The sequence below is a fragment of the Bradyrhizobium sp. SZCCHNRI2009 genome (assembly GCF_032485115.1).
GTDB lineage: Bacteria > Pseudomonadota > Alphaproteobacteria > Rhizobiales > Xanthobacteraceae > Bradyrhizobium.
In genome coordinates this window covers 1-22,653 of the sequence record NZ_JAUEUH010000014.1, presented here as the reverse complement: position 1 = coordinate 22,653, position 22,653 = coordinate 1, and the positions used below count along the sequence as shown (strand labels likewise).

The window sequence follows — 22,653 nt, the reverse complement described above, 5'->3', positions numbered from 1 at the left end:
CCATAGCATGGACGTGGCCGCGTCAAAGCCTTGTCTTTCTGGGCAATTCGGACTAGCTGACGCCTATCTCATCAGGCAGTTCCAAGATGCAGCAGGGTTCGGCGCCCAAGATCAGCTTTGTTTCGCTCGGATGTCCCAAGGCTTTGGTCGATTCCGAGCGCATCATCACGCGCCTTCGCGCCGAGGGCTACGAGCTTGCCCGGAAGCATGACGGCGCCGACGTCGTCATCGTCAACACCTGCGGGTTCCTGGACAGCGCCAAGCAGGAATCCCTGTCGGCGATCGGCTCGGCCATGGCCGAGAACGGCAAGGTCATCGTGACCGGCTGCATGGGCGCCGAGCCGGAGCAGATCGAGCAGGCCTATCCCGGCGTGCTGTCGATCACCGGCCCGCAGCAGTACGAGAGTGTGCTGGACGCCGTCCACCGCGCATCGCCGCCTGCGCACAACCCTCACCTCGACCTGGTTCCTCCGCAGGGCATCAAGCTCACGCCCCGGCACTACGCCTATCTGAAGATCTCCGAAGGTTGCAACAACCGCTGCACCTTCTGCATCATCCCGAAGCTGCGTGGCGATCTGGTGTCGCGCCCCGCAGCCGACGTGCTGCGCGAGGCCGAGCGGCTGGTCGCAGCCGGGGTCAAGGAGCTCCTGGTCATTTCGCAGGACACCTCGGCCTATGGGCTGGACCTGAAATATGCCGAAAGCGCCTGGAAGGACCGCAGCGTCCGGGCTCGCTTCCTCGATCTGGCGCGCGAGCTCGGCGAGCTCGGCGCCTGGGTCCGGCTGCATTACGTCTACCCCTACCCGCATGTCGACGAGGTGATCGGCCTCATGGCTAACGGTAAAATATTGCCTTATCTCGACATCCCGTTCCAGCATGCCAGCCCGAACGTCCTGAAGGCGATGCGCCGCCCGGCGGCGCAGGACAAGACGCTGGACCGGATCAAGGCGTGGCGGACCACCTGCCCTGACCTCGCGCTGCGCTCGACCTTCATCGTCGGCTTCCCCGGAGAGACGGACGCCGATTTCGCCTATCTGCTGGACTGGCTGGATGAGGCCGAGATCGATCGGCTCGGATGCTTCAAATACGAGCCTGTGGCCGGCGCGACCTCCAACGCCCTGCCCGACCAGGTCCCGGACGCGGTCAAGCAGGAGCGCTGGGACGCCCTGATGGCTCGCCAGCAGAAGATCTCGGCACGCCGGCTCAAGCGCAAGGTTGGAACGCGTCAGCAGGTGATCATCGACGAGGTCGGGCCAAGCGTCGCCAAGGGCCGCACCAAGGCTGATGCCCCCGACATCGATGGCGCCGTTTATCTGTCCAGCCGGCGGCCGTTGCGTGTCGGCGAGATCGTCACGGTCAAGATCGAGCGTGCCGACGAATACGACCTGCACGGCACGGTCGCTGGGTTCTAGCGCGGCTCTGTCGCGTCTCGGGCCACCCGCCGGGAACTCGGGGGAATCGCAGACGGGCGTGTAGATGAGTCCTGGACCTGCGGACCGCCCCTCAGTGCGAGGAGCCCGTGGTGCGAACCGACCAGAGATTCAGCAGGCGAAGCGCCTCGTCCTGCTTCAGTTCGAGATATTTGTTCTTGAGCTTGGTCAGCTCGTCGGGAGGCGTTGCACCTGAAACGAACCGGCTATCGAGGATCGCGGCAACCGTGACCCAGCTCAGTCCAGCGGCCTTGCACGGCACGAGAATGCCGTCGCTGCGCAGGCTCTGCATCAGCGGCCGTACCAGCTCGATACTGCATTTCGCGAGCTCCGCGATGGCCGCGATCGTCTCGCCGTAGCGCCGCTGGCGGGCAAATTCGAGCAACTCGGCCTCGGTGAGCTTTCCGCCCTGTTTGAGTTGGCCGATCGCCGCCTTGGCGCTGCCGCCGACGCGGTTTCGTGACATATCGCGCTCGGCGTCGAGCGTGGCCGCTGAAATGGCGCTGCGGATTTCCTCGTAGAGATGCGGCGGCGCCGAGGCGAGCAGGCGCACCCTCACCGCCTCCGTCGCGCGCTGCAACAGGGTCCTGCGCAAGGCTGCCGGCAGATCGGCGCGGATGCCGGCCGCAACCGTGAGCTCCGCATCTCCAGCCGCTTGCGCCACGATGGCGGCAAATCCGGCGGGAGACACCCGCGCACCGGGATTCTTCATCAGTTGCCGGCTCACGCTCGGATAGCGTCGCGCGAGCAGCGCATCGGTGACGATCTCCTGCAGCCACCAGCGCCCGGCGATCGCCACCAGGTGCTTCTCGCTGCGCGTCTGCGCGATCTCGATCAGATCCTCGCTGCTCAGCCGCGGCGATTCCGAAAGCACCGGCCCCGCGACGGCGATGTCGTCATGATGAGCCAGCCGCCGGATCACGCCAGCCGGCGCCTGCGGGATCGGGGCAAGCTGGGCGCTGAGTTCGGCGAGTGCGATCCGGGCACCGACGTCGGCCAGCGCGCGCAGCTCGATGGTGTTGACGAGACGCTCGAAGACGTCGGCAAACAGCGCGTGCTGCTCGATATCCAGGCTGCCGGCGGAGGCGACGAACAGGGAGGCGACTCGCTCGGCCACGCCGGAGCAGCGATCGGCTGAGCCGGTGGCTATGGCCGCCTGCACTTCTTCGGCGATCGTGAGATGGGGGTTCGACATCGCTCATCCTGAGCAGCTTGCATTTTCAAGCTGGCCGGCAAAGTAAACGCAGCCGCTAAATGTTTGGTAAAGTTGTCACTAAAGCGCGAGACCCGAGATTGGATCGTGCGGCCTTCGCGCCGGCCGGCGCTTCCCTCGCCGCTTCCCGGAGCGGCGGCCCGTATTGCACCCTGCAGGCCGGCATCTTGACACCGGTTGCGATTTGCCTGTATGGCCGCCGCATGATCTTCAACCGGACCAACCGCCGCGCCGCCGTTTGCCGTCGTCACCGCCGTGACGATGCCGGGGCGCGCCATGTCCGAAGACGTTGCTGATCAGCTAGCTCATCAGCTCCAGGTTTTCGAGAAGGCCGCTCCCGCAAAGGAGCGGCCTTCTCGCTTTTTGGCCCACCGTTTCCCCCCTGAGCACAGGAGATTGCACATGCTGACCGCCTCCCATCCCTACGACGCTCTGATGGAGATCACGGCGCGTCCGCGCACCGTCTTCGTTCAGGGCAAGGGCTCCTGGCTATGGGACGACGACGGCAAGCGCTATCTGGACTTCATCCAGGGCTGGGCCGTGAACTCGCTCGGCCATGCGCCGCCGGAGCTGGCCAGCGCGCTCGCCAGCCAGGCGGCGCGCCTGATCACGCCGAGCCCAGCGTATTTCAACGACACCAGCCTGCAGTTCGCCAAGGCACTCGTCGACCGCTCGTGCTTCGACCAGGTGTTCTTCACCAATTCGGGCGCCGAAGCCAATGAAGGCGCCATCAAGCTCGCGCGCAAATACGGCGCTCTGCGCAAGAACGGCGCGTATGAGATCATCACCTTCGAGGGCGGCTTCCACGGCCGCACGCTGGCGACGATGTCGGCTTCTGGCAAGAAGGCGTTCGAGCCGCTGTTCGAGCCCAAGGTCCCGGGCTTTCCAAAGGCACGCCTGAACGACATCGCCTCGGTCGAGGCCCTGATCTCCGACAAGACGGTGGCGATCATGCTCGAGCCGATCCAGGGCGAGGCCGGCGTGTGGCCCGCGACGGACAGTCTCCTGCAGCAGTTGCGGGCGCTGACCACCAGGCACGGGCTGCTGCTGATCGTCGACGAGATCCAGACCGGCATGGGCCGCACCGGAAAGCTGTTCGGCTATGAGCACGCCGACGTCCTCCCGGACATCATGACCTTGGGCAAGGGCATCGGCGGCGGCGTTCCGCTCGCCGCCCTGCTGGCGACCGAAGCGGCGTCTTGCTTCGAGCATGGCGATCAGGGCGGTACCTTCAACGGCAATCCGCTGATGTGTGCGGCGGGACTCGCCGTGCTCGACGTCATCGAGAAGCCGGAGTTTCTGAAGGCTGTCACGGACAACGGGATCTATCTGGAGAGCGAGTTGCAGCGCATCTCGGCAAGGCACGGCCTGGGCGAAGTGCGCGGCCGTGGTCTGTTGCTTGCGCTCGACGTGATCAGGCCGATCGCGCCGGCGATCGTCGCGCATGCCTTCGAGCTCGGCCTGCTGCTGAACGCGCCGCGTCCGGATGCGCTGCGCTTCATGCCGGCCCTCAATGTGACGCGCGATGACATCGCGGCGATGATCGACACGCTGGACGGAATCCTGACCAAGGTCGGCGCCGCGCGCTGCGTCGCCTGATCGAATGCCGTTCGGGACGCAGGCTCCGTGCCATACGCGAAGCCTGCGTCCCGCTGCCTACAGATGAGGCACAAACATCGAGGTCGGGCTCGCCGCCATTTGACCTGGATCAAGGACAGCCGTCCCTCTGAACAACGATCCTGATCGCGCCAAACACCTGCGATCCGATGACTTACGTTATATCTCTACTGATATAGCGTTGTACGGGATGTGATCAGCTCGGAGGAAAGAGGCTTGCCGGGACCAAGCTGATGATCATCCGCCGACAACGAGGTCGGCACGATAGAGGAGATGCAAGAATGGCGAGAGACAATCTGGCTCGGGCGTTGCCGGTCGAAGACAGCGGCAGCCAAATCGCCCTGGCCGCGACCGAAGAGGTGCTGATCCACGTTCGCTTCTTCCCGAACTCGGACATCAACTCGATCGGCGAGAAGCCCGCCAGCCTGACCGCCAATGAATGGTATGAGCGCCTGCTCGACATGGCGCGTCCGCATTATCAGACCTTCGCCGGCGGCCGCGGCTTCTTCCGCATCCCCCGCCCCTGTTTCGAGGCGATCCTGAAGGGCGTTGCTGCCTGACGTCGGCTCTCTCTCCGGATGAGGCCGCGAGCGTCCTCTCTGCCTCATCCCTGTCGACCGCGGTGCGCCGGGTGCGCCGCGGTCGCTGGCGTTTTGGTCCGTGCGCGCGTCGGAGGACAACATTGAGCGAAGCGGCTTTCAACGAACTGCGACGGGTCTTCAACGCGCTGCTGGCGTCCGGGTTGGCCTCGCAGAACCTGGCAGACATGCTCGCCGACCGCGCCTTCGATCTGTTCGAAGCCAACATCGATGCCCAGACGGCGCATCTGCCCACCCTCGCCTGCGCCAAGGGCTGCCCCTCCTGTTGCGCGCTGCGCGTGACCGCGACGGCACCGGAGATCTTCCTGCTCGCGCGCTACGCCCGGCAGATCGATCAGCGCATGCCGGCAACCGCGCTCGGCTCGCTGTCACGCCGGATCAAGCTCGCCAACCGCGCGACGCGTGGCCTGAGCGAGACCGAGCGAATGAAGCTGCGCCAGCCTTGCCCATTCGTCGTGCGCGGCGGCTGCATCATCCATCCCGCGCGTCCGCTCGCCTGCCGCGGCCATGCCTCGTTCGACCGGCGCGCCTGCGCGCAGGCCATGGCCGGCCGCGAGGTGGACGTGCCGGTCTCGGCGCCACACGTCGCGCTGCGCGCCCTGGTGCAGGATTCGCTCAGGGACGCGCTCGGTGCTGCGGGGCTCGCCTCTGGCCTCTATGAGCTCAACCAGGGTCTCGTTCTGGCGCTCGACGCCCCCGAGCGCGAGCGCGCCTGGCGCGACGGACAGGACAGCCTCGCGCCGGCGCGGATCGAGGCGTCGACGACGGCAGCGCAGACGGACGCGGTGCTCTGGAGCTCGGCGGCGGGTGACGCTTCGATCCGGGACGAGGTTCCAGAGGCAGAGCCAGGTCGCCAATCTCCTATGGCTTGAGGATCGAGGCCCCGGTCGTGACGCGGCTTTCGAGATCGGCGTGCGCCCGGCCCGCATCCTTCAGCGCATAGGCGTGATTGATCTGCACGTGCAGCTTGCCGCTGATCACCGCCGAGAACAGCGTGTCGGCGCCCTCCAGCAGCTCGGACCGTTTGCCGATGTAGTCGTTGAGCTTCGGCCGGGTCGCGAATAGAGAGCCGTGACTGTTGAGCTCGGCGATCGAGAATGGCGGCACCGGACCCGAGGCATTGCCGAAGCTAACGAACAAACCGCGCGGCTTCAGGCAGGACAAGGAGCCGGGGAAGGTCGACTTGCCGACGCCGTCATAGACCACGTCGCACAATTCGCCGCGGCTGATCTGCTTGACCCGCGCGACGAAGTCCTCCTCGTTGTAGAGGATGACGTGGTCGCAGCCATTGGCCAGCGCCAGATCCGCCTTCGCTGTGGAGCCGACGGTGCCGATGACGTGCGCGCCGAGCGCGCGCGCCCACTGGCAGGCCAGCAGGCCGATGCCGCCCGCGGCGGCGTGGATCAGGACGCGATGGTGCGGCTCGACCTTGAAGGTCTTGTGCAGCAGGTACCAGACCGTCAGCCCCTTGAGCATCAGCACCGCGCCCTGCTCATAGGTGATGTGGTCGGGCAGCTTGACCAGCCGCTGCCAGCCGATGTTGCGCTCGGTGGCATAGCCGCCGAGGTTCTCATAATACGCGACGCGGTCGCCGGGATGGAAATGCGTGACGCCCGGCCCCACGGCGATCACCTCGCCTGCCGCCTCGTTGCCGGCGATGAACGGCAGGCCGGGCGCCTTGTACAGTCCGGTGCGATAGTACACGTCGATGAAGTTGAGGCCGATCGCGTGCTGGCGGATGCGGACCTCGCCGGGGCCGGGCGCGACGAGATCAACCGGCTCATAGACGAGCGCTTCGGGGCCTCCCACCTTGTGCACGCGCACCGCCTTGACCATCCCGCCATCTCCCCTTCGGACTCTCCATCGCCGCGTCCGGGAAGCCGGCGAAAGAACCTTCGACACTTACCTGATTCTCATCGGACATCCGGCTCCGTTGAAGGAGCCGACCTCCGGCCGCGCATCGGGCGCTGCCGGCGGCAAAAGCGAAGGCGATCACGACGGCCTTGTCAACTCGGCGCCTGTCAGGCGTTGCGCTTCCTGCGGTTGCGCGAGGCCATCACGTTGAAGGCTTCGACTGCCAGCGCAAAGACGATCGCGAAGTAGATGTAGCCGCGCGGGATGTGGAACTCGAAGCCGTCGGCGACCAGCGCGACGCCGATCAGCACCAGGAAGGCGAGCGCCAGCATCTTGGTGGTCGGATGGTTCGCCACGAAACGCGCTACGGGTCCCGAGGACACGTACATGATGACGACAGCGATGATGACGGCGGCGATCATGATCTCGAGATCCTGGGCCATGCCGATCGCGGTGATGATCGAGTCCAGCGAGAACACGAGATCGATGACGATGATCTGCAGGATCACCCAGAAGAACTTGTTGGCGCCGCCGCCCTGCGCCCCCTCCTCCCCCTCACGCGCCTCGACCTCGGCATGGATCTCGTGCGTGGCCTTGGCGATCAGGAACAGGCCGCCGGCGATCAGGATGATGTCGCGCCAGGAGAAGCCGAGGCCACCGATCGTGAACACCGGCTGCGTCAGCCCGATCAGCCAGACCAGCACGCTGAGCAGCAGGATGCGGAAGATCAAGGCCAACGCCAGCCCGATCTGGCGGGCGCGTGTCGCCTGCGGCTGCGGGATGCGCGAGGTGATCACCGACAGGAAGATGACGTTGTCGATGCCGAGAACGATCTCGAGTGCGGTCAGGGTGAGCAGCGCGGCCCACGCTTCGGGACTGGTCAGAAGGTCGATCATGCTTTCAAGGATCTCAACAGGCGGATCGCGGAGTCGCTCGCGACGATGTAGAGGGCGATCGCGCACAACAGCGTCGTTACGATCGGGCCCACGGCGAAGTTGTTTCCCAGCACGTCGATGACCAGGACGCCCCAGAGCGCGACCAGCGGCAGCGTCAGCCAGCGCAGCCGCTCGACGCGCACCGGGTGGATGACATGGAACGGGACGAAGGTCAGCGCGATCAGGACCGCGAGACCCAAGGTCGCCAACGATGGCGAGGGATGCAGCAGGAACAGGTAGAATGCCGCGATGTTCCAGAGTCCCGGAAACCCGCGAAAATGATTGTCGTCGCTCTTCATGCGGCGATCGGCGAAATACAGTGCGCCGGTGACGGCGATGCCGACGCCGATGACCGGCGCCGCGAGCGGCAGCAGCATCCCGCTGGCGGTGATGGCGTAGGCCGGCACGAACACATAGGTCGTGAAATCCACCACGAGATCGAGCACGTCGCCCGACCAGTCCGGCTGCACATGGACGACGTCGAGCCGGCGCGCCAGCGGCCCGTCGACGCCGTCGATGATGAGCGCGACGCCGAGCCACCAGAACATCGCAGTCCAATGCTCGCGCACGGCCTCGAGCATCGCGAGCAGCGCGACGCCCGCACCGAGCGCGGTGAAGACGTGCACCGAGAACGCCGCGGCACGATGCGCGGGCGTTGCGGCCACCCTGCTCTCTGGTCTCAACTGATCCATGCGGCGCCAGTGCTATCAGGAATCGGAGCCAATTGCATATCCGCCGTTGCGGCCATGCGCCGCGCAGGCTCACGCAATACCCTTGAAAAAGCCCTGCAGGAACGTCAAATGTTCCCGGATGAGCAACACAGACGCCAGCTTTGATGTCATCGTCGTCGGCGGCGGACCCGCCGGGCTCGCCGCCGCGATTGCATTGTCGCAGACCGGGGCGCGGACGGCGCTCGTGGCCCGCAAGGCTCCATATGCCGACAACCGCACCACCGCCCTGCTCGGCGGCTCGGTCGATTTCCTCGACGAGATCGGCGTCTGGTCATCGTGTCGTGACCGCGCCGCCGGCCTGAAGGCGATGCGGCTGGTCGACGATACCGGCCGGCTGTTCCGAGCCCCGGAGGTGCGCTTCGTCGCCGACGAGATCGGTCTCGACGTGTTCGGCTACAACATCGCCAATGCCATCCTGGTCGAGGCGCTGGAACAACGCGCCAGCGAAATCGACGGCCTGGTGCGGATCGCCGAGGATGCGGAAAGCGTGCGCAGCGATGCCGATGCGGCGACCGTCACCAGCGCATCGGGCCGCGTGCTGACGGCGCGGCTCGTGGTCGGCGCCGATGGCCGGCATTCGCTGTGCCGCGAGGCCGCCGGCATCGGCGTGAGCCGGCGCACGCTGCAGCAGTCTGCGCTGACCTTCAACATCACCCATGCGCGGCCGCATCACAACGTGTCGACGGAATTCCACACGCCGCAGGGACCCTGCGTGTTCGTGCCGCTGCCGGGCGACCGCTCCAGCGTCGTCTGGGTCGCAGCCCCGAAGGAGGCCGACCGGCTGTTCGCGCTCGACGACGACGCCCTGTCCGACGCCGCCGAGCGGCAGTCGCATTCGATCTTCGGACGCGTTCGCGTCGAGCCGGGCCGCCATGTGTTTCCGCTCGCGATCGAGCGGCCCCTGCGCTACGCGCAAAACCGCATCGCCCTGGTCGGCGAGGCCGCGCATGTGGTGCCGCCGATCGGTGCGCAGGGACTGAACCTCGGCCTGCGCGACGGCATCGACATCGCCGATGTCGTGCGCAAGGCCAATGCGGCCGGCGAGGATATCGGTGCCCCGCAGGTGCTCGCGCGCTACGGTGCCGCGCGCCGCGCCGACATCCTGAGCCGCACCTTCGCCATCGATGTCGCCAACCGCTCGCTGCTCAGCGATCTCCTGCCGATGCAGTCGCTGCGCGCCGTCGGCATGCACCTGATGAGCGGCATCGGTCCGCTGCGGCGGCTCGCGATGCGCGAGGGCCTGGCGCCGTCATGGAGAGCCTCGCGCAGGGCCGGTTGAGCACCGTCAGGGAAACACCAGCCGGCCAGTCTGGATCAGCCACATCACGCTGGTCAGGGTGATCACCGAGGCGAAGGTGCCGATCAGCACCGCCGATGAGGCCGGCTCGATCCAGCTGTCATTCTGGCGCGCGATCACGAACACATTGAGCGCCGGCGGCAGCGCCGCCATCAGCACCGCGGTCGCCGCCCAAGGCTGCGCGAACGGCCCGAACAGCAGCATCAGCCCGAACGACAGCAGCGGATGGACGACGAGCTTCACCACGGTCAGGACCGGCACCTCCCAGGGCAGCCGCTCGAACGGGCGCAGCGCCACGGTCACGCCGAGCGCGAACAGCGCCGTCGGCGCGGCGGCGTTCTGCAGGAACTGCAGGGTGCGGTCGAGCACGGTCGGCGGATGCAGCTGAAACGCCGCCGCCAGGATGCCGGCTGCCGTCGCCATGATCAGCGGGTTCTGCAGGATCTGGCGCAGCACCGTGCGCAGCGCATGCACCACCGAGGCGTGGTCGCGCTCGGTCAGCTCGACGAGCAGCGGCACGATCGAGAACAGGAAGATGCTGTCGCAGCAGAAGATCAGCGCGGTCGGCGCCGCCGCCTTGGTCCCGAGCACGGCCAGCGCCAGCCCAGGCCCCATATAGCCGATGTTGCCGTAGCCGCCCGCGAGCCCGGCCATGGTCGCCTCGCGTAGCGACAGCCGCCCGATGGCCTTGCCGAGCACGAGCGCCAGGGCGAAGGTGAGCATGGTAGCGAGCGTCGTTGCAACCAGGAAGGGAGGGTTGCTCAGCTCCGTGAACGGCGTGCGCGCGATGAGGTTGAACATCAAAGCGGGCAGCGAGACGTAGAGCAGGAAGAAGTTCATCCAGGCGAGCCCGGCTTCGGGCAGCCTCCTCCACTTACCGCAGGCGAAGCCTATGAAAACGACGCCGAAATAAGGCAGGGCCAGATTGAGAATGTCGAACATGGGCTCGGAAGATGACCCCCTGAGGGGGCCTGGGAAGGGCCTGGAATGCGGGGGCGTCGCGGCTTGACGCGAATCGGATCGGTCTAGATCAAATCCGCCCGCGGGGCACTAGCATCGCTCCCCATCCTGGTCTATTCGACTGGGATGATCAAAGCGCGAACTGCCAAGTTTCAGATCGGCCAGATCGTCCGGCATCGGGTGTTCTCGTTCCGGGGCGTGATTTTCGACATCGATCCGGAGTTCAACAACACCGAGGAATGGTGGTTGTCGATTCCCGAGGAGGTCCGTCCGCACAAGGACCAGCCATTCTATCACCTGCTGGCCGAGAACGCGGAATCCGAATACGTCGCCTATGTCTCCGAGCAGAACCTGGTTCCCGACGAGTCCGGCGAGCCGATCCGCCATTCCCAGGTTGCGGAGATCTTCATCAAGGACAAGTCGGGCGGCTATCGTCCGCGCAATCCGCTGATGAACTGACCTGTCGACCGGAGGGTTTCAACCCAGCGCCGCCGGCGCAGGCTTGATCTTTGGTCCCGGCGCGCAAGTTCCCCTCACATCCGTCCGCAGAACGAAAAAGGCGCTCCGAATGGAGCGCCCTTGATTTTGCGGAATGGACCCGACCGGCGTTACTGCTTCGCCTGCGGCTGGCCCGGCTGGGTCTGCTCGAGCTTCTTGCGCTGCTCCTCGGCGCGCTTCTGCAGCTCTTCCTGCAGCTTCTTCTGGGTTTCTTCGAACTGCTTCGGGTCGGTCGGCGGACCATCATAGGCCTTGGCGAAGCTGCTGTTGCCTTCCTGCAGCGGCAGCGGCAGCGTCAGCGCGGTGCCGTTCGAGTTGATCGCCTGGACGTAGAGGGTCTGGCCCTTCTTGAGGCTGTTCACGAATTCGGGCGTTGCTTCGTAGTCCGACATGCAGCCGTTCTGGAAGCAGATGACGTATTTGCCTTCCATGAACTGGTTGTTGTCGATGACGATGCGGGTGCCGGGCTGCAACTGCATGCCGAGCGGCAGGGTCACACGCAGGATCTTCTTCGGCTCGCCTTCGGGCTCGATGATGACCGCTGCAACCACAGGCTGACCGGATTCGATGCGGCCGTCCTTGCCGATGAAGCAGACCTGCTTGGCGTTGGCATCCTGCCCCTTCAGGCAGAACTTGGTCCACGGCGCATAGATCAGCTGCGGCATCTCCTGCTGAGCCTGGGCCTGAGGCTGGCCGCCGGCGGGAGGAGTGGCAGGGGCCTGGGCGGCCGGAGCGGGAGCCTTGGGAGCGGCAGCCGGAGCCTTCGCCTTCGGCGCTTGAGCCTGCGCAACCGAAGGAGCGAAGGAAACGGCCAGCGCGGTGACCGCGAGCAGCGCGACAAGCCGCCCACGCGGCCCAACCGACGAGGCCAAGTCACGGAAATTCATTGCGGAAAACCCTTTCTGAACGGCAGCGCCCGAGACCGCCATAGGCGCCACACCAAGCCGTTGAAGCGGCTGTCTCCTCAGGAAATGAGGCGGTTGAGTGACAGGCGTTACCGCCGTAACTCAATCGCCCGCCTTCTTAACGCGGTGCGCGGAAGAATCAATGCCGCGAGACCATGTCGAAGCCGCGGTCTAGCGCTGGCGAGCGTGTGGTAAAAGCCCCTTGTGACCTGTTCCGAATCAAATGCTTGCGCCCCGATCCTGATGCTGCAGCGCATGTTCAGCGCGGCCGTGCGATGTGTCGCCGTCACCCTGGCATTGTTGCCCGAGGTCTACACTCCCATGGCGAAAGCGGCAGAAACTGCGGCGATCGCCATGCATGGTCACCCGGCCTTGCCCGCCGACTTCGACCACATGGCGTACGCGAATCCCGACGCGCCCAAGGGCGGTCGTCTGGTCTGGGGACTGCTCGGCACCTTCGATAGCCTGAACCCGTTCATCGTCCGCGGTATCGCAGTGCAGCAAATCCGCAGCTATGTGGTCGAGAGCCTGCTCACCCGCGGCAATGACGAGCCGTTCACGCTGTATGGCCTGCTGGCGAAAACCGTCGAGACCGACGAGAACAGGACCTATGTCACCTTCCGGCTCGACCCGCGCGCCCGCTTCGCCGACGGCAGCCGGGTGCGCGCCGAGGACGTGGCGTTCTCCTTTGCGCTGCTGCGTGATCACGGCCGCCCCAACCACCGGCAATACTACGGCAAGGTCGCCAGGGTCGACGTGCTTGATCCGCTGACCATCCGGTTCGATTTCGGCGGCGCCGAAGACCGCGAGTTGCCGCTGATCCTCGGCCTGATGCCGATTCTGGCGAAGCACGCGACCGACCTGGCGAGCTTCGAGGACACGACGATGACCGCGCCGCTCGGGTCGGGCCCGTATCGTGTCACCGCGGTGCAGCCGGGATCCAGTGTCACCCTCACCCGCAATCCGGACTATTGGGGACGCGACCTGCCGGTCAACCGCGGATTGTGGAACTTCGACGAGGTCCGGCTCGATTACTACCGCGAGTCCAATGGACAGTTCGAAGCCTTCAAGCGCGGGCTGTACGACTTCCGCGTCGAGACCGAACCGCTGCGCTGGCACGACGGCTACGACTTCCCGGCCGCGCGCAATGGCGAGGTCATCCGCGACAGCTTCACCTCGGGGATGCCGCAGCCCTCGCAGTTCCTGGTGTTCAACACGCGGCGGCCGGTGTTCGCCGACGTGAAGGTGCGCCGTGCGCTGACGCTGCTGTTCGATTTCGAATGGATCAACCGCAACTACTTCTTCGGGCTGTACCGCCGCAGCGGTGGCTATTTCGCCGGATCCGAGCTTTCGGCCTATGGACGTCCAGCCGATGCGGCCGAGCTCGATCTGTTGAAGCCGTACGCCGCGCAGATCCCCCCCGATATCATGGACGGCAGCTACCGCCTGCCGATCACCGACGGGTCCGGCCGCGACCGCGCAACGCTGAAGGCGGCGCTCGATCTGCTTGGCGAGGCCGGCTATGGCTTCGACGGGACGGTCTTGCGGTATCGGACGACGCGGGCCCCCCTCGCCTTCGAGATCCTGGTCACGACGCGCGACCAGGAGCGTATTGCGCTGGCTTACGCCGGCAGTCTCAAGCGGGCCGGCATCAATGCGTCCGTCAGGGTCGTCGATCCCGTGCAGTTCGACCAGCGCCGCCTGAGCTTCGAGTTCGACATGATCCAGAACCGCTGGGACCAGTCGCTGTCTCCCGGCAACGAGCAGGCGTTCTATTGGGGCAGCGAGGCCGCCGACCGCACCGGAACCCGCAACTACATGGGCGCCAAGGACCCGGCGATCGACGCCATGATCGCGGCGCTGTTGCGCGCCCGCGACAGGCCGGAATTTATCTCGACGGTTCGCGCATTGGACCGTACCCTGATGGCGGGGTTCTACGCTATTCCAGTGCTCAATGCCGCCGAGGAATGGATCGCGCGGTGGAATCGTATAGAACGGCCAGAGAGGACAGCTTTGACGGGAGCGCTCCCGGAGAGCTGGTGGCAGCGGCCGGAGCCGGCACGGAAGTGACCAATCGGGGCAATTGGTCGTGGCCGGGTCCGTGAAAGTACGGGGCAACAGGTGAATCAGGCCAATACGTCGCCGACGCTCGACGCGTTGTTTCAACGCATCCTGGCGCGCAAGCCGGATGCGGTTGCGCTGGTCGATCCGATCAACAAGCAGCGCGTCACCGGGCGACCGCCGATGCGCCTGACCTATGCCGAAGCCGATCGCGTGATCTCGGCGCTGGCCGCGCACTTCGTCGACGCCGGCCTGCCGGCTCATTCGGTGATCGCGGTCCAACTGCCCAACACGATCGAGTTCGTGCTGACGGTGCTGGCCGCGCATCGCGCCGGCCTCGTGGTCGCCGTATTCCCGCTGCTGTGGCGTCAGTCGGAGCTCGTGGCGGCGCTGAACCGCACCAGCGCGCGCGCCATCGTCACGATGTCGAAGATCGACGGCGTGATTCACTCCGATCTCGCGATGAATGCGGCGGCGGAGGCGTTCTCGATCCGCCACGTCTGCGGCTTCGGCTCCGATCTGCCCGAGGGGATGTATTCGCTGGACCAGTCGATCGCAAAACCCTCGCGCTCGACGCGCGGGCTCATGCCGGACGGCCGCAAGGCCGCGATCGTCTCCTTCGACGTGACCGCCGACGGCTTCCGCGCCGTGCCGCGCACCCATTTGAGCCTGATCGCCGGTGGGCTCGCCGTCTCGCTCGAGAGCGATCTGCCGCAGGGCGTGAACATGATGTCGGCCTTCCTGCCGTCGTCATTCGCCGGCCTCGCCGCCTCGGTCGTGACCTGGCTGTTGTCCGGCGGCACCCTTGCGCTGCACCACCCGTTCGACGCCGACGCGCTGGAACAGCAGCTCGCGGAGCTGGCCTGCGATACGCTGGTCGCCCCGGCTCAACTCGCCTTGCGTCTCGACGAGGGCAATCTGGCCGCGCGGCTGCCGAACCTGCGCTATGTGCTCGGCCTGTGGCGCGCGCCCGAGCAGGTGGCGTCGAGCGCATCGTGGAGAACGCGCGACATCGAGATGACCGACGTCTATCTGTTCGGTGAAGCCGGACTGTTCGCCGTGCGCCGCACCGCGGCCGATGGCAGTCCCGGGCCGGTCAAGCCGGGCCGCCAGGGCGCGCCGCGCGAACAGCCGGGCTCGTCGATCGCCGGCGAGATCCTGGTGACGCCGAAGGGCACGCTCGGACTGCGTGGGCCCATGGTCGTGTTGGCCGCCTACGCGCCGCCGCAACCGCCGAGCGACTCGCTGATGCCGGCAGCGCCGCGCGACTACGTCGACACCGAATACGCCGTGCGCCTCGACCGCGCCCAGGACACGATCTCGATCACGGCGCCGCCGGCCGGCGTGATGGCCGTTGGCGGCTACCGCTTCCTCGCCCAGGATCTGCACGAATGGTCGAGGCGGCTGGGCCAGGGCGCGCTGCTCACCGCTCTGCCCGACCGTCTCAGCGGTCACCGCCTCGCGGGCCGCGCGATGGACAATGCGCGCGCGCGGGAAGCGCTCGCCGAGCTGGGACTCAATCCGCTGATGGTCGAGGCCTTCCGCGACCGCGCCGGCTCGGGCGGCTGATCCTGCCGTCCGGACAGCTACGGAACCGTCATGTTTGGAACAGTGTTGACGCTGCGTTAACGGGAGGGACCTAGGATCGCGATGTAACGTCAGCGTATCCTGAGTTCCCTGGATGTCCCCACAAGGCCCGCTTCTCATCGTCTCCTCGTCCACGCGGCCTTCGCTGAGTGCGGCCCTCGCGGTGGCGCAAATTCTCCCCTCCGTCGAGACGCGCTGGGCTGATGCGATCAGCATGATGTCCAAGGTTCAGCCGGCGGCGGTCGTTGCCGTCGTCGAGGATGCTGATGCAACCGAGCTTGCGGCGTTCTCGCGTCATGTCGGCGCGCGCAAGCCGTACGTGCCGCTGATCGCCATCGCACCCGGTGGCGCTGTCCTGCCCGACCACGCCATTCCCTTGCATGGCAGCGACAATCACGAGCGGCTGCTGGCGCGGCTGCGCGCGGCGTTGCGCGTCCGCACGCTGCACACCACCGTGCTACGCCGTCTCGATGAGAAGAAAGCACCCGACGCCACATTGCCGGAAACAGATCCGCTCGATGACGCGACCGTGCTGCTGCTCGGCCGCGGCAGCTCCCTGCCCGGCCTGTCGGTCGCGCTCGGCGAACGCATGGCGGTCGTCGGCGCGCTGAGCATCGAAGCCGCCGCCAAACATCTGTCGAGCCGCGACATCGACGGCATCGTGCTCGGCGAAGGGTTTTCGCCGCGCGTGGTCGATGCGTTCCTCGCGGTGCTCGCCGAGGACACCCGCTTCCGCAACCTTGCCGTCGTCGTCACTGCCAACCAGCCGGCGCCGCTGCAGGAACTCGCCAATCTCGAGATCATCGCCGGCGCTCCCGCGCACATCGCGGCCAGCGCGCTGCCCTTGATCCGCCAGCACGCCTTCGAAGCCCGCCTCAACCGCACGCTGCGCGCCATCGAAGCCGGCGGCATGCTCGACCCGCAGACCGGCCTGCTCACCCGGAACGCCTTTGCGCGCGACTTTGCCACCGCCGTCAGCCAGACCCAGAAGAGCGGCGGCAGCCTGGCGGTGGCCCGCTTCGCCTTCGATCCGGTCAATCCGCGCGCCCAGTATGACGGCGCCCGCATCATCAGCCGCCTGATGCGGCGGATGGATTTCGGCACCCACGAGGACAACGGCTCCGTCGTCGTCGTGTTTGCCGAGACGGATCTGCGCTCGGCCCACGCCATCGCCCGCCGCCTCTCCAGCGTGATGCGCCACACCTCGCACGGCAAACGCGACACGCGCACAGAGCCTTCGGTCACCGTCGCCGCGCTGCAGCCGGGCGACACCGCGCGCACCTTGCTGGCCCGCGTCTACGGCGAGGCGCAACGCGCGGCTTCATAGAACGATGTTGCCTGCGTCACGGGCGTCATTGCGAGTGACCTGCCACCGAAGTTTCATCCAGTAGCATTTAGAGTCCTGTTGGGTTTTACGCCGAGTGGCGTGGGTGCAGCAACGGGCGATTGGCGGAGCTGGTGGGGGTTGCGCATCCGATCGCCCGTTGCGGTGAGATTGGCCGCATAGGCCGCAAACTCCTAGGGGCAGGTCACTACAACAAAGTATATAACGTCAGATCTGAGCCCTTCGTCTGGACCAAGAAAAAGGCCCGGCAACGCCGCTTCAAAGACCGCCGTATCACCGAGCTATGATTCCGGGTACCAGGTCCGCTTACGCACGCCAGTTGAAACGGTCTCGTGTGCACGCACATGGGTGCAGATCGTGATAACGAGCGCAAGCCGGCTGCACTGCCAGTCAGCGCCGAGCGCGGCGCTAGTGGGTGACGTCACGTTGACCGACAATAATGCCGCTACGCTGGCAAACATCACGCACGCCGCGATCAGCACCGCTCCCTTGTGGGAAATCATGGCCTTGGCTCCTGTACGATGGCCGGAAGAATAAAGGGCAGGCTCCACAGTCCTTGTGAACTAATTCACGACCTGACCCACAGTTTTCGCTGGTGGCCCGAAGGCGTGCGCGATTGCTGGCGCTGGATCAGCGCCGCAGCCGGACTCGCGCGCCGGAGCAAACAGAATCTTTGTTCGGCCACCTCGTCGGCCCGAGGCGGGCGGCGTGGACGGAATGTCAACGCCGAGCGCCTTGGCTGTCTTGAGATTGACGACCAGCTCAAACCTGGTTGTCTGCTCGACGGGCTTCGCGTCCGGCTGCTGCCTCGGCTTGATCTTGATCAAGTTCAGCAGCGTCGCCGCCACGATCATCACCAGGACGCCACCAACACTGAGCGCGATCTGCATCGTCAGCCCCTCCGAGATGCCGAGCAGCGCCAGGCGGCTGGCGAACGTCAGCAGAACGCCGAGGCAGTAGATTGGCAGCGAATTCTGGCCACAGAGAATGGCGCCGCGCATCACCGGCGTCGTCAGCCCTCGCCAATTGCGAGGCACTAACCATACCACCAAAACCGCAAGGGCCAAGAAATGCAGCAGTCGCAACGGATCGAGATTAGATTTGTCCATCGGGTAAAGCAGCGTCAGCAGCGCCTGCGGGACCAGCGCTTCCAGCGGTTTGATGCTCCAGCTCAATGCGATGATGAGGCTGAACACCAGATAGAGAGCGGCAGCCACAAGCGCGGTGCGTGAGGTCACCCATGGCCGGGCTCTCTTGTCTTCGATCATCCACCACACGCCAAGCACGACCAGCAGCTGCCAAGCCAGCGGATTGAAGGCCCAGTGGCCGTTCGGCCATGCCGGGATGGTCCATCCGAAGACGTGCACCAGTGCGTAAAGCAACAGCGACGCGCCGAGCGTTGCGTTCGGCGCTCGCAGCAGCAGCCACAGCAGCGGCGCGAACAAAAGGTGATAAAGCACGAAGAGCGGCAAGACGTCGGTGTTGACGGGGCAGTATTGCAGGATCGCCGCGTGCGCGAGCGTCACGCCCGGCTGTTCCAACAGAATGCGCGTATTGCTCTCGTCGGCAAGATGGCCGCCGCCTGCGAGGTGAACCATGATGGCGCAGGCGAGCGTGAGCAGCAGAAATGCGACATAAATATCCCAGCTTCGCCACAGCGTCCGGCCGATCACGCCGGTCCAGCCCCCGCAGCGCCATGCCTTGCCGTAGGCCAACGCGCAGGTTACGCCCGACACGAACATGAACACTTCCGCGGCATCGCTGAAGCCGTAGTTCCGCAGTGTCAGCCAGCTCCCGATGTTGTTGGGGACATGATCAAGAAAGATGCACCAGAGCGCGATGCCGCGGCAGGCATCAATGCGCAAATCGCGGCCGTAGCCTTTCAGCTCCGGCAACGCGCCTACCGATGGCTTCAGGTCGGCAGTTCGATCATGCATCTGATTGCCCCGTCCGGCGTACGAGCACGCTTCAAGAGGGACCGAATTTGACAGAAAGTCACCGCCGCGCTGCCGGATCGTGACAACGCCGCAATCTAGATTTGCTTCACGCCGACCCCGGCCACCAAAGCTATTACGATAACGATCATATGGCGGCTGGCGGCGCTTGGTAGAACCTGCTGGCGCGTGAGGCTGTCCGTTTGACGATCATCGTTCAAACGGCAGAGCGCGTAAATCAGCCGGAGGTCCACAGAGAGAGGTTCCTAGGTCCTATGATCAAGGTACCGTACAGATCTCGGCATCAATCACCTTTGCCTACAGGCGAAGGAGACTCTGAGTCCCACGACTTTCGGGGTCCGTACTCGCGCTCCTACCGTGCGGTGACTACAATTACACCACACAACGGCATTCGGCTCCTACCTTGAGTGCCCGGCGGCGAACCGCTGGTTGGGCCAAGGATGATGGTGGATAGACGGTATCGAGAGCCAGTCTTCCGCCAGCTTCTTCCTCGCCAAAGACCCGAAGGTGGGTGTATGTTTTTTGAGTTGGATCTCCGTGCAATGGGATGACGGAGAGCTTTTATGAAAGTTCTTATTGTCGACGACCATGCATTAATCCGCGAGGCGTTGCACGCTGTCGTGAAACAACTGAAGCGAGACTCCGTCATTTTTGAAGCTTCGAACGGCCGTGAGGCAGTGCACATAGTCGAGGAACATCCTGACATCAGCCTCATTTTGCTTGATATCAATTTGCCTGATCGAGATGGCTTCTCTGTCCTCCGCGAACTGCGTGACCGCTATGCGACCATTGCTATCGTCATTCTCTCGTCCTCGGATGATCAAGATACAGTCAAGCGTGCCTTCAAACTTGGCGCTCTGGGTTTCATCCCGAAAACTACCGAACGTGAGGTCATGCTCAACGCCATCAAGTTAGTGTTCTCTGGCGGCATTTACATTCCCTCGGAGATACTTGAGGAACCAACGTCTCCGCGGCCTGCAAATAAGCTAGCGACGCGGGACTCTCCCAAGGGTCTCGGGTTGACCGATCGGCAGATTGAAGTGCTTGCGCTCCTGATGAAGGGAAAAAGCAACAAGATCATTGCCAAGACCCTCGATATGGCCGTGCCGACCGTGAAGAACCACATCACGGTCGTTCTCAAGGCACTCAATGTAACGAGTCGCACCGAGGCAGTAATAGAAGTAGGAAAAATGGGCTGGGACTTGTCGCCGAAATCTGATTCATAACGCCGCCCCGGTGTCTCTCCGATCGCCTTGATCCCTCAAGAACTCGTGCATGACAGCGCGGAGCCGCATTGGGTCGACAGGTTTGTGCAGCAAAATGTACCCTCTGTCCTTAGCGTCACGTAATGGTTCGGGTGCCGTATCGCCGCTGGTGAGGATAGCTGGAATTGACGAGCCAAACGCCGCACTAATTTGTTCAATTGCTCGGATACCGGTCTTTCCGCTGGCAAGATGATAGTCCGAGATTATAAGATCGAGGCGTTGTTGGCGCTCAGCCAGTCGGATGAGCGCAGCTTCGTCGGATCCGGCGGTAAGGACGGAGTATCCCCATTTGCCAAGCAATCCGCCCGTCTCCTCTCGCACAATTGGAGCATCGGCAATAACAAGAATTACCTTACCTTCGACCGCTGCGGGGCGAGGTGAGTCGACGGGCTCAGTGGACCTGACGCATTTATCGGCCATCGGAATCAGGATTGAGAATCGCGAACCTCGGCCCACAGTCGAAGCTAAGTCGACTTGATGGTTGAGAAGTACGCGAAGCCTGTCGACAATAGCCAGGCCGAGCCCCAGGCCGCCGTACCGGTTCCGTTCTGGGCCGGGTAGTTGAAAAAACTCGCCAAAGATATTCTGCTTCTGATCCTCAGGAATGCCGGGACCGCTATCCCATACTTCGATACGCAACATTTCACCGCGCCGACGACATCCGACGATGATCCCGCCCCGTGACGTATAGCGCACAGCATTGGATACCAGATTGAGCAGTATGCGTTCGAGCAGCATGGCGTCGCTCCGCACCCAGGCGTCACTTCGCCGAACGCGTAGACGCAAGCCTTTTTCTCGCGTTGCCTGATCAAACGTAGTCTCAATTGTTTGCAACAGGCGCGCGATCGGGAATTCGGTAATTTTGGGTGTAAGGATTCCAGCATCGAGCCTGGAAATATCCAGGAGCGAGTTGAACATTTCATCCATTTCTTTGCGCGTTGCATCGATCCGCTCGATCGTCTTTGTCCTTTCCCCCGATTTGAGCGGCGTGCGCAGCTGTGCAACGAACAGGCCTAGTGCATGTAATGGCTGCCGCAAATCATGGCTTGCCATGGCAAGAAAGCGCGATTTTGCTGCATTGGCGAGCTCCAGCTCTTGCGTACGCTCAGCGACCTTCCGTTCGAGTTCCATCTGCGCGTGGCGCAGACTTTCCTCCGCTTTCTTGCGCACCTCGACGTCGGCGCTCAGTAGCAAGCTTGGAACGGCAATACTGATCAAAAACATCAATACCAGCAGGAATGAAACGTTGAGATCCACGGTCGTGAAGGGGCCGCCGCCCGTGAGCGTCCCCCAAATCGTGATCCCCGCAAGCACCAGCGCAACCGTTGCGGTGTCACGTGGACCGCAGCGCAGCGCCGCCCACAACATTGGCAGGATCGCGAGAAAACCCAGTGGATTTCGGCTCGGCGTTTGCTCGATCAGGGGGCTGAAAGCAATGAGTCCAACAGCCGCTGCTGTTGCGAGGACGCCGACCGTCTCCAAGAATTCCTTGCGGTTGAAAGCATGGTAGGGGCTTGATGCCCAAAGCACGATAACGGGGGCAATGACCAGCGCGCCGGTCACATCTCCCAGCCACCATGTGACCCAGGCGTTTGCGAAATTCGTCCGTTCGATGTACCCGGCGGTTGCCAGGCTGGACAGTCCAATGCTGGCGCTGATCGGTGTCGCGATCACGAGGCAAATCAAGGTAAACTTCGCGACAGAATATGGCGTCGAAAACGTATTACATCCGCTCGACCATCGATTGATTAGGTAAGCGCCAACAACCGCTTCAAGAGAGTTACCGGTCGCAATCGCAATCGCGGTGGCAACCGAGCCGGCGGTCGTCGCATTGGCGATCACCGCCGCCGTGAAAATTGCGGGCCAAGTCCGATATCCCCACAACAGCACCGCCGCCAGCGCGACACCTGTCGGTGGCCAAATTGGCGTTGCACTGGGATGAATAGAGGCGAGAGCAAGGCCACCTTTTGCCAGGGCGAAATAGATCAGTCCAATTGCGACCAGACCGCCGGCATAGCTAATGCCTCGGCGGAAATTTATCTCCGGCGATAGTGATCGTGGATCGGACATCGTCGATGCCTGAACTAGGCAGTTGGATCGCCCCCCACAACTGACCTTTGATCTTCTTGAAGATCTGCGAAACTGATCTCGTTGATAAAAATCTGTGAAACATTAATCCTCTTTAGGGACTCGTGCGACCATCTCAAGGTTGCACACGCGTTCGAGCCGGACTTAGCTAGCGCTCGCATGATGCCGATACCGGCGAGCATCGCAGGCCCGCCCTGTTCTGCAACTGACCTGCCACCGAAGTTTCATCCGGTAGGATTTAGAGTCCTGTTGGGTTTGCAGTGAGGCCGAACTTTGGACCACCCAGAACTAGAGTTTTGCGCCTCTGATCACG

General features: G+C 64.2%; 19 protein-coding genes and 1 pseudogene. 10 read left to right on the top strand and 10 right to left on the bottom strand.

Annotated elements, in window-relative coordinates; translation table 11 throughout:
• The first annotated feature begins 86 nt into the window (after nt 1-86).
• Nucleotides 87-1,412: a 30S ribosomal protein S12 methylthiotransferase RimO gene (gene rimO / locus QX041_RS32655; RefSeq protein WP_315751586.1), complete on the top strand. Its 1,326-nt coding sequence runs from the start codon at nt 87-89 to the stop codon at nt 1,410-1,412.
• A 91-nt stretch (nt 1,413-1,503) separates the two neighbouring features.
• Here rimO and QX041_RS32650 read toward each other — a convergent pair whose 3' ends face one another.
• Nucleotides 1,504-2,625: a DUF2336 domain-containing protein gene (locus QX041_RS32650; RefSeq protein WP_316167943.1), complete on the bottom strand. Its 1,122-nt coding sequence runs from the start codon at nt 2,623-2,625 to the stop codon at nt 1,504-1,506.
• 420 nt (nt 2,626-3,045) lie between these two features.
• Here QX041_RS32650 and QX041_RS32645 point away from each other — a divergent pair, with 420 nt between their 5' ends.
• From QX041_RS32645 to QX041_RS32635, 3 genes are all read left to right on the top strand, one after another.
• Nucleotides 3,046-4,242, top strand: a complete 1,197-nt coding sequence (locus tag QX041_RS32645) for an acetylornithine transaminase (RefSeq protein ID WP_316167941.1) — start codon at nt 3,046-3,048, stop codon at nt 4,240-4,242.
• A 299-nt stretch (nt 4,243-4,541) separates the two neighbouring features.
• Nucleotides 4,542-4,820, top strand: a complete 279-nt coding sequence (locus QX041_RS32640) for a hypothetical protein (RefSeq protein WP_315711990.1) — start codon at nt 4,542-4,544, stop codon at nt 4,818-4,820.
• Nucleotides 4,821-4,942: 122 nt separating this feature from the next.
• Nucleotides 4,943-5,731: a hypothetical protein gene (locus QX041_RS32635; RefSeq protein WP_316167939.1), complete on the top strand. Its 789-nt coding sequence runs from the start codon at nt 4,943-4,945 to the stop codon at nt 5,729-5,731.
• Here QX041_RS32635 and QX041_RS32630 read toward each other — a convergent pair.
• The 3 genes from QX041_RS32630 to pcsA form a co-directional block, all read right to left on the bottom strand.
• Nucleotides 5,721-6,695 carry a quinone oxidoreductase gene (locus QX041_RS32630; protein ID WP_315751589.1) on the bottom strand — a complete coding sequence of 325 codons (975 nt, stop codon included), beginning with the start codon at nt 6,693-6,695 and terminating at the stop codon, nt 5,721-5,723. The genes QX041_RS32635 and QX041_RS32630 overlap by 11 nt on opposite strands.
• Nucleotides 6,696-6,880: 185 nt before the next feature.
• Nucleotides 6,881-7,609 (bottom strand): TerC family protein, encoded by a 729-nt coding sequence (locus QX041_RS32625; RefSeq protein WP_315711994.1) that lies wholly within the window; start codon nt 7,607-7,609, stop codon nt 6,881-6,883.
• On the bottom strand, nt 7,606-8,340 hold the full coding sequence (gene pcsA, locus QX041_RS32620) for a phosphatidylcholine synthase (RefSeq protein ID WP_316167936.1): 735 nt from the start codon (nt 8,338-8,340) through the stop codon (nt 7,606-7,608). The genes QX041_RS32625 and pcsA overlap by 4 nt, the downstream gene beginning before the upstream one ends.
• 118 nt (nt 8,341-8,458) lie before the next feature.
• Here pcsA and QX041_RS32615 point away from each other — a divergent pair, with 118 nt between their 5' ends.
• Nucleotides 8,459-9,658, top strand: a complete 1,200-nt coding sequence (locus tag QX041_RS32615; protein ID WP_316167935.1) for a UbiH/UbiF family hydroxylase — start codon at nt 8,459-8,461, stop codon at nt 9,656-9,658.
• Between the two features lie 6 nt (nt 9,659-9,664).
• On the opposite strand, the gene QX041_RS32610 is transcribed toward QX041_RS32615, so the two are convergent.
• The gene (locus tag QX041_RS32610) at nt 9,665-10,618 is read right to left on the bottom strand and encodes an AEC family transporter (protein ID WP_316167933.1); all 954 of its coding nucleotides are present in this window, start codon (nt 10,616-10,618) and stop codon (nt 9,665-9,667) included.
• Between the two features lie 144 nt (nt 10,619-10,762).
• Between QX041_RS32610 and hspQ the strand changes: the two genes are divergently transcribed.
• Nucleotides 10,763-11,095, top strand: coding sequence for a heat shock protein HspQ (gene hspQ / locus QX041_RS32605; RefSeq protein ID WP_315711998.1), 333 nt, complete (start codon nt 10,763-10,765; stop codon nt 11,093-11,095).
• Between the two features lie 149 nt (nt 11,096-11,244).
• Here the strand turns inward: hspQ and QX041_RS32600 are convergent, their stop codons facing one another.
• The gene (locus QX041_RS32600; RefSeq protein ID WP_315751592.1) at nt 11,245-12,021 is read right to left on the bottom strand and encodes an invasion associated locus B family protein; all 777 of its coding nucleotides are present in this window, start codon (nt 12,019-12,021) and stop codon (nt 11,245-11,247) included.
• A 261-nt stretch (nt 12,022-12,282) separates the two neighbouring features.
• Between QX041_RS32600 and QX041_RS32595 the strand changes: the two genes are divergently transcribed.
• From QX041_RS32595 to QX041_RS32585, 3 genes are all read left to right on the top strand, one after another.
• Complete coding sequence (locus QX041_RS32595; RefSeq protein WP_315751593.1) at nt 12,283-14,109, top strand: extracellular solute-binding protein; 1,827 nt, start codon at nt 12,283-12,285, stop codon at nt 14,107-14,109.
• Between the two features lie 51 nt (nt 14,110-14,160).
• Entirely contained in the window at nt 14,161-15,669 is a 1,509-nt protein-coding gene (locus QX041_RS32590) for a class I adenylate-forming enzyme family protein (RefSeq protein ID WP_316167932.1), read from the top strand.
• 112 nt (nt 15,670-15,781) lie between these two features.
• Nucleotides 15,782-17,014 carry a GGDEF domain-containing protein gene (locus QX041_RS32585; protein ID WP_315712003.1) on the top strand — a complete coding sequence of 411 codons (1,233 nt, stop codon included), beginning with the start codon at nt 15,782-15,784 and terminating at the stop codon, nt 17,012-17,014.
• A 53-nt stretch (nt 17,015-17,067) separates the two neighbouring features.
• Here QX041_RS32585 and QX041_RS32580 read toward each other — a convergent pair.
• The 3 genes and pseudogenes from QX041_RS32580 to opgC form a co-directional block, all read right to left on the bottom strand.
• Nucleotides 17,068-17,199, bottom strand: a pseudogene (locus QX041_RS32580) (IS3 family transposase); the annotation flags it as partial.
• 114 nt (nt 17,200-17,313) lie between these two features.
• Nucleotides 17,314-17,535: a hypothetical protein gene (locus tag QX041_RS32575; RefSeq protein ID WP_316167931.1), complete on the bottom strand. Its 222-nt coding sequence runs from the start codon at nt 17,533-17,535 to the stop codon at nt 17,314-17,316.
• 60 nt (nt 17,536-17,595) lie between these two features.
• A complete protein-coding gene (gene opgC, locus QX041_RS32570) occupies nt 17,596-18,969 on the bottom strand; it encodes an OpgC domain-containing protein (protein ID WP_316167929.1) in 1,374 nt (457 codons plus the stop codon).
• A 581-nt stretch (nt 18,970-19,550) separates the two neighbouring features.
• On the opposite strand from opgC, the gene QX041_RS32565 reads away from it, so the two are divergent.
• Nucleotides 19,551-20,213 carry a response regulator transcription factor gene (locus tag QX041_RS32565; protein WP_315751597.1) on the top strand — a complete coding sequence of 221 codons (663 nt, stop codon included), beginning with the start codon at nt 19,551-19,553 and terminating at the stop codon, nt 20,211-20,213.
• Here QX041_RS32565 and QX041_RS32560 read toward each other — a convergent pair.
• Nucleotides 20,208-22,322, bottom strand: coding sequence for an MASE1 domain-containing protein (locus QX041_RS32560; RefSeq protein ID WP_315751598.1), 2,115 nt, complete (start codon nt 22,320-22,322; stop codon nt 20,208-20,210). The genes QX041_RS32565 and QX041_RS32560 overlap by 6 nt on opposite strands.
• Nucleotides 22,323-22,653: the final 331 nt, after the last annotated feature.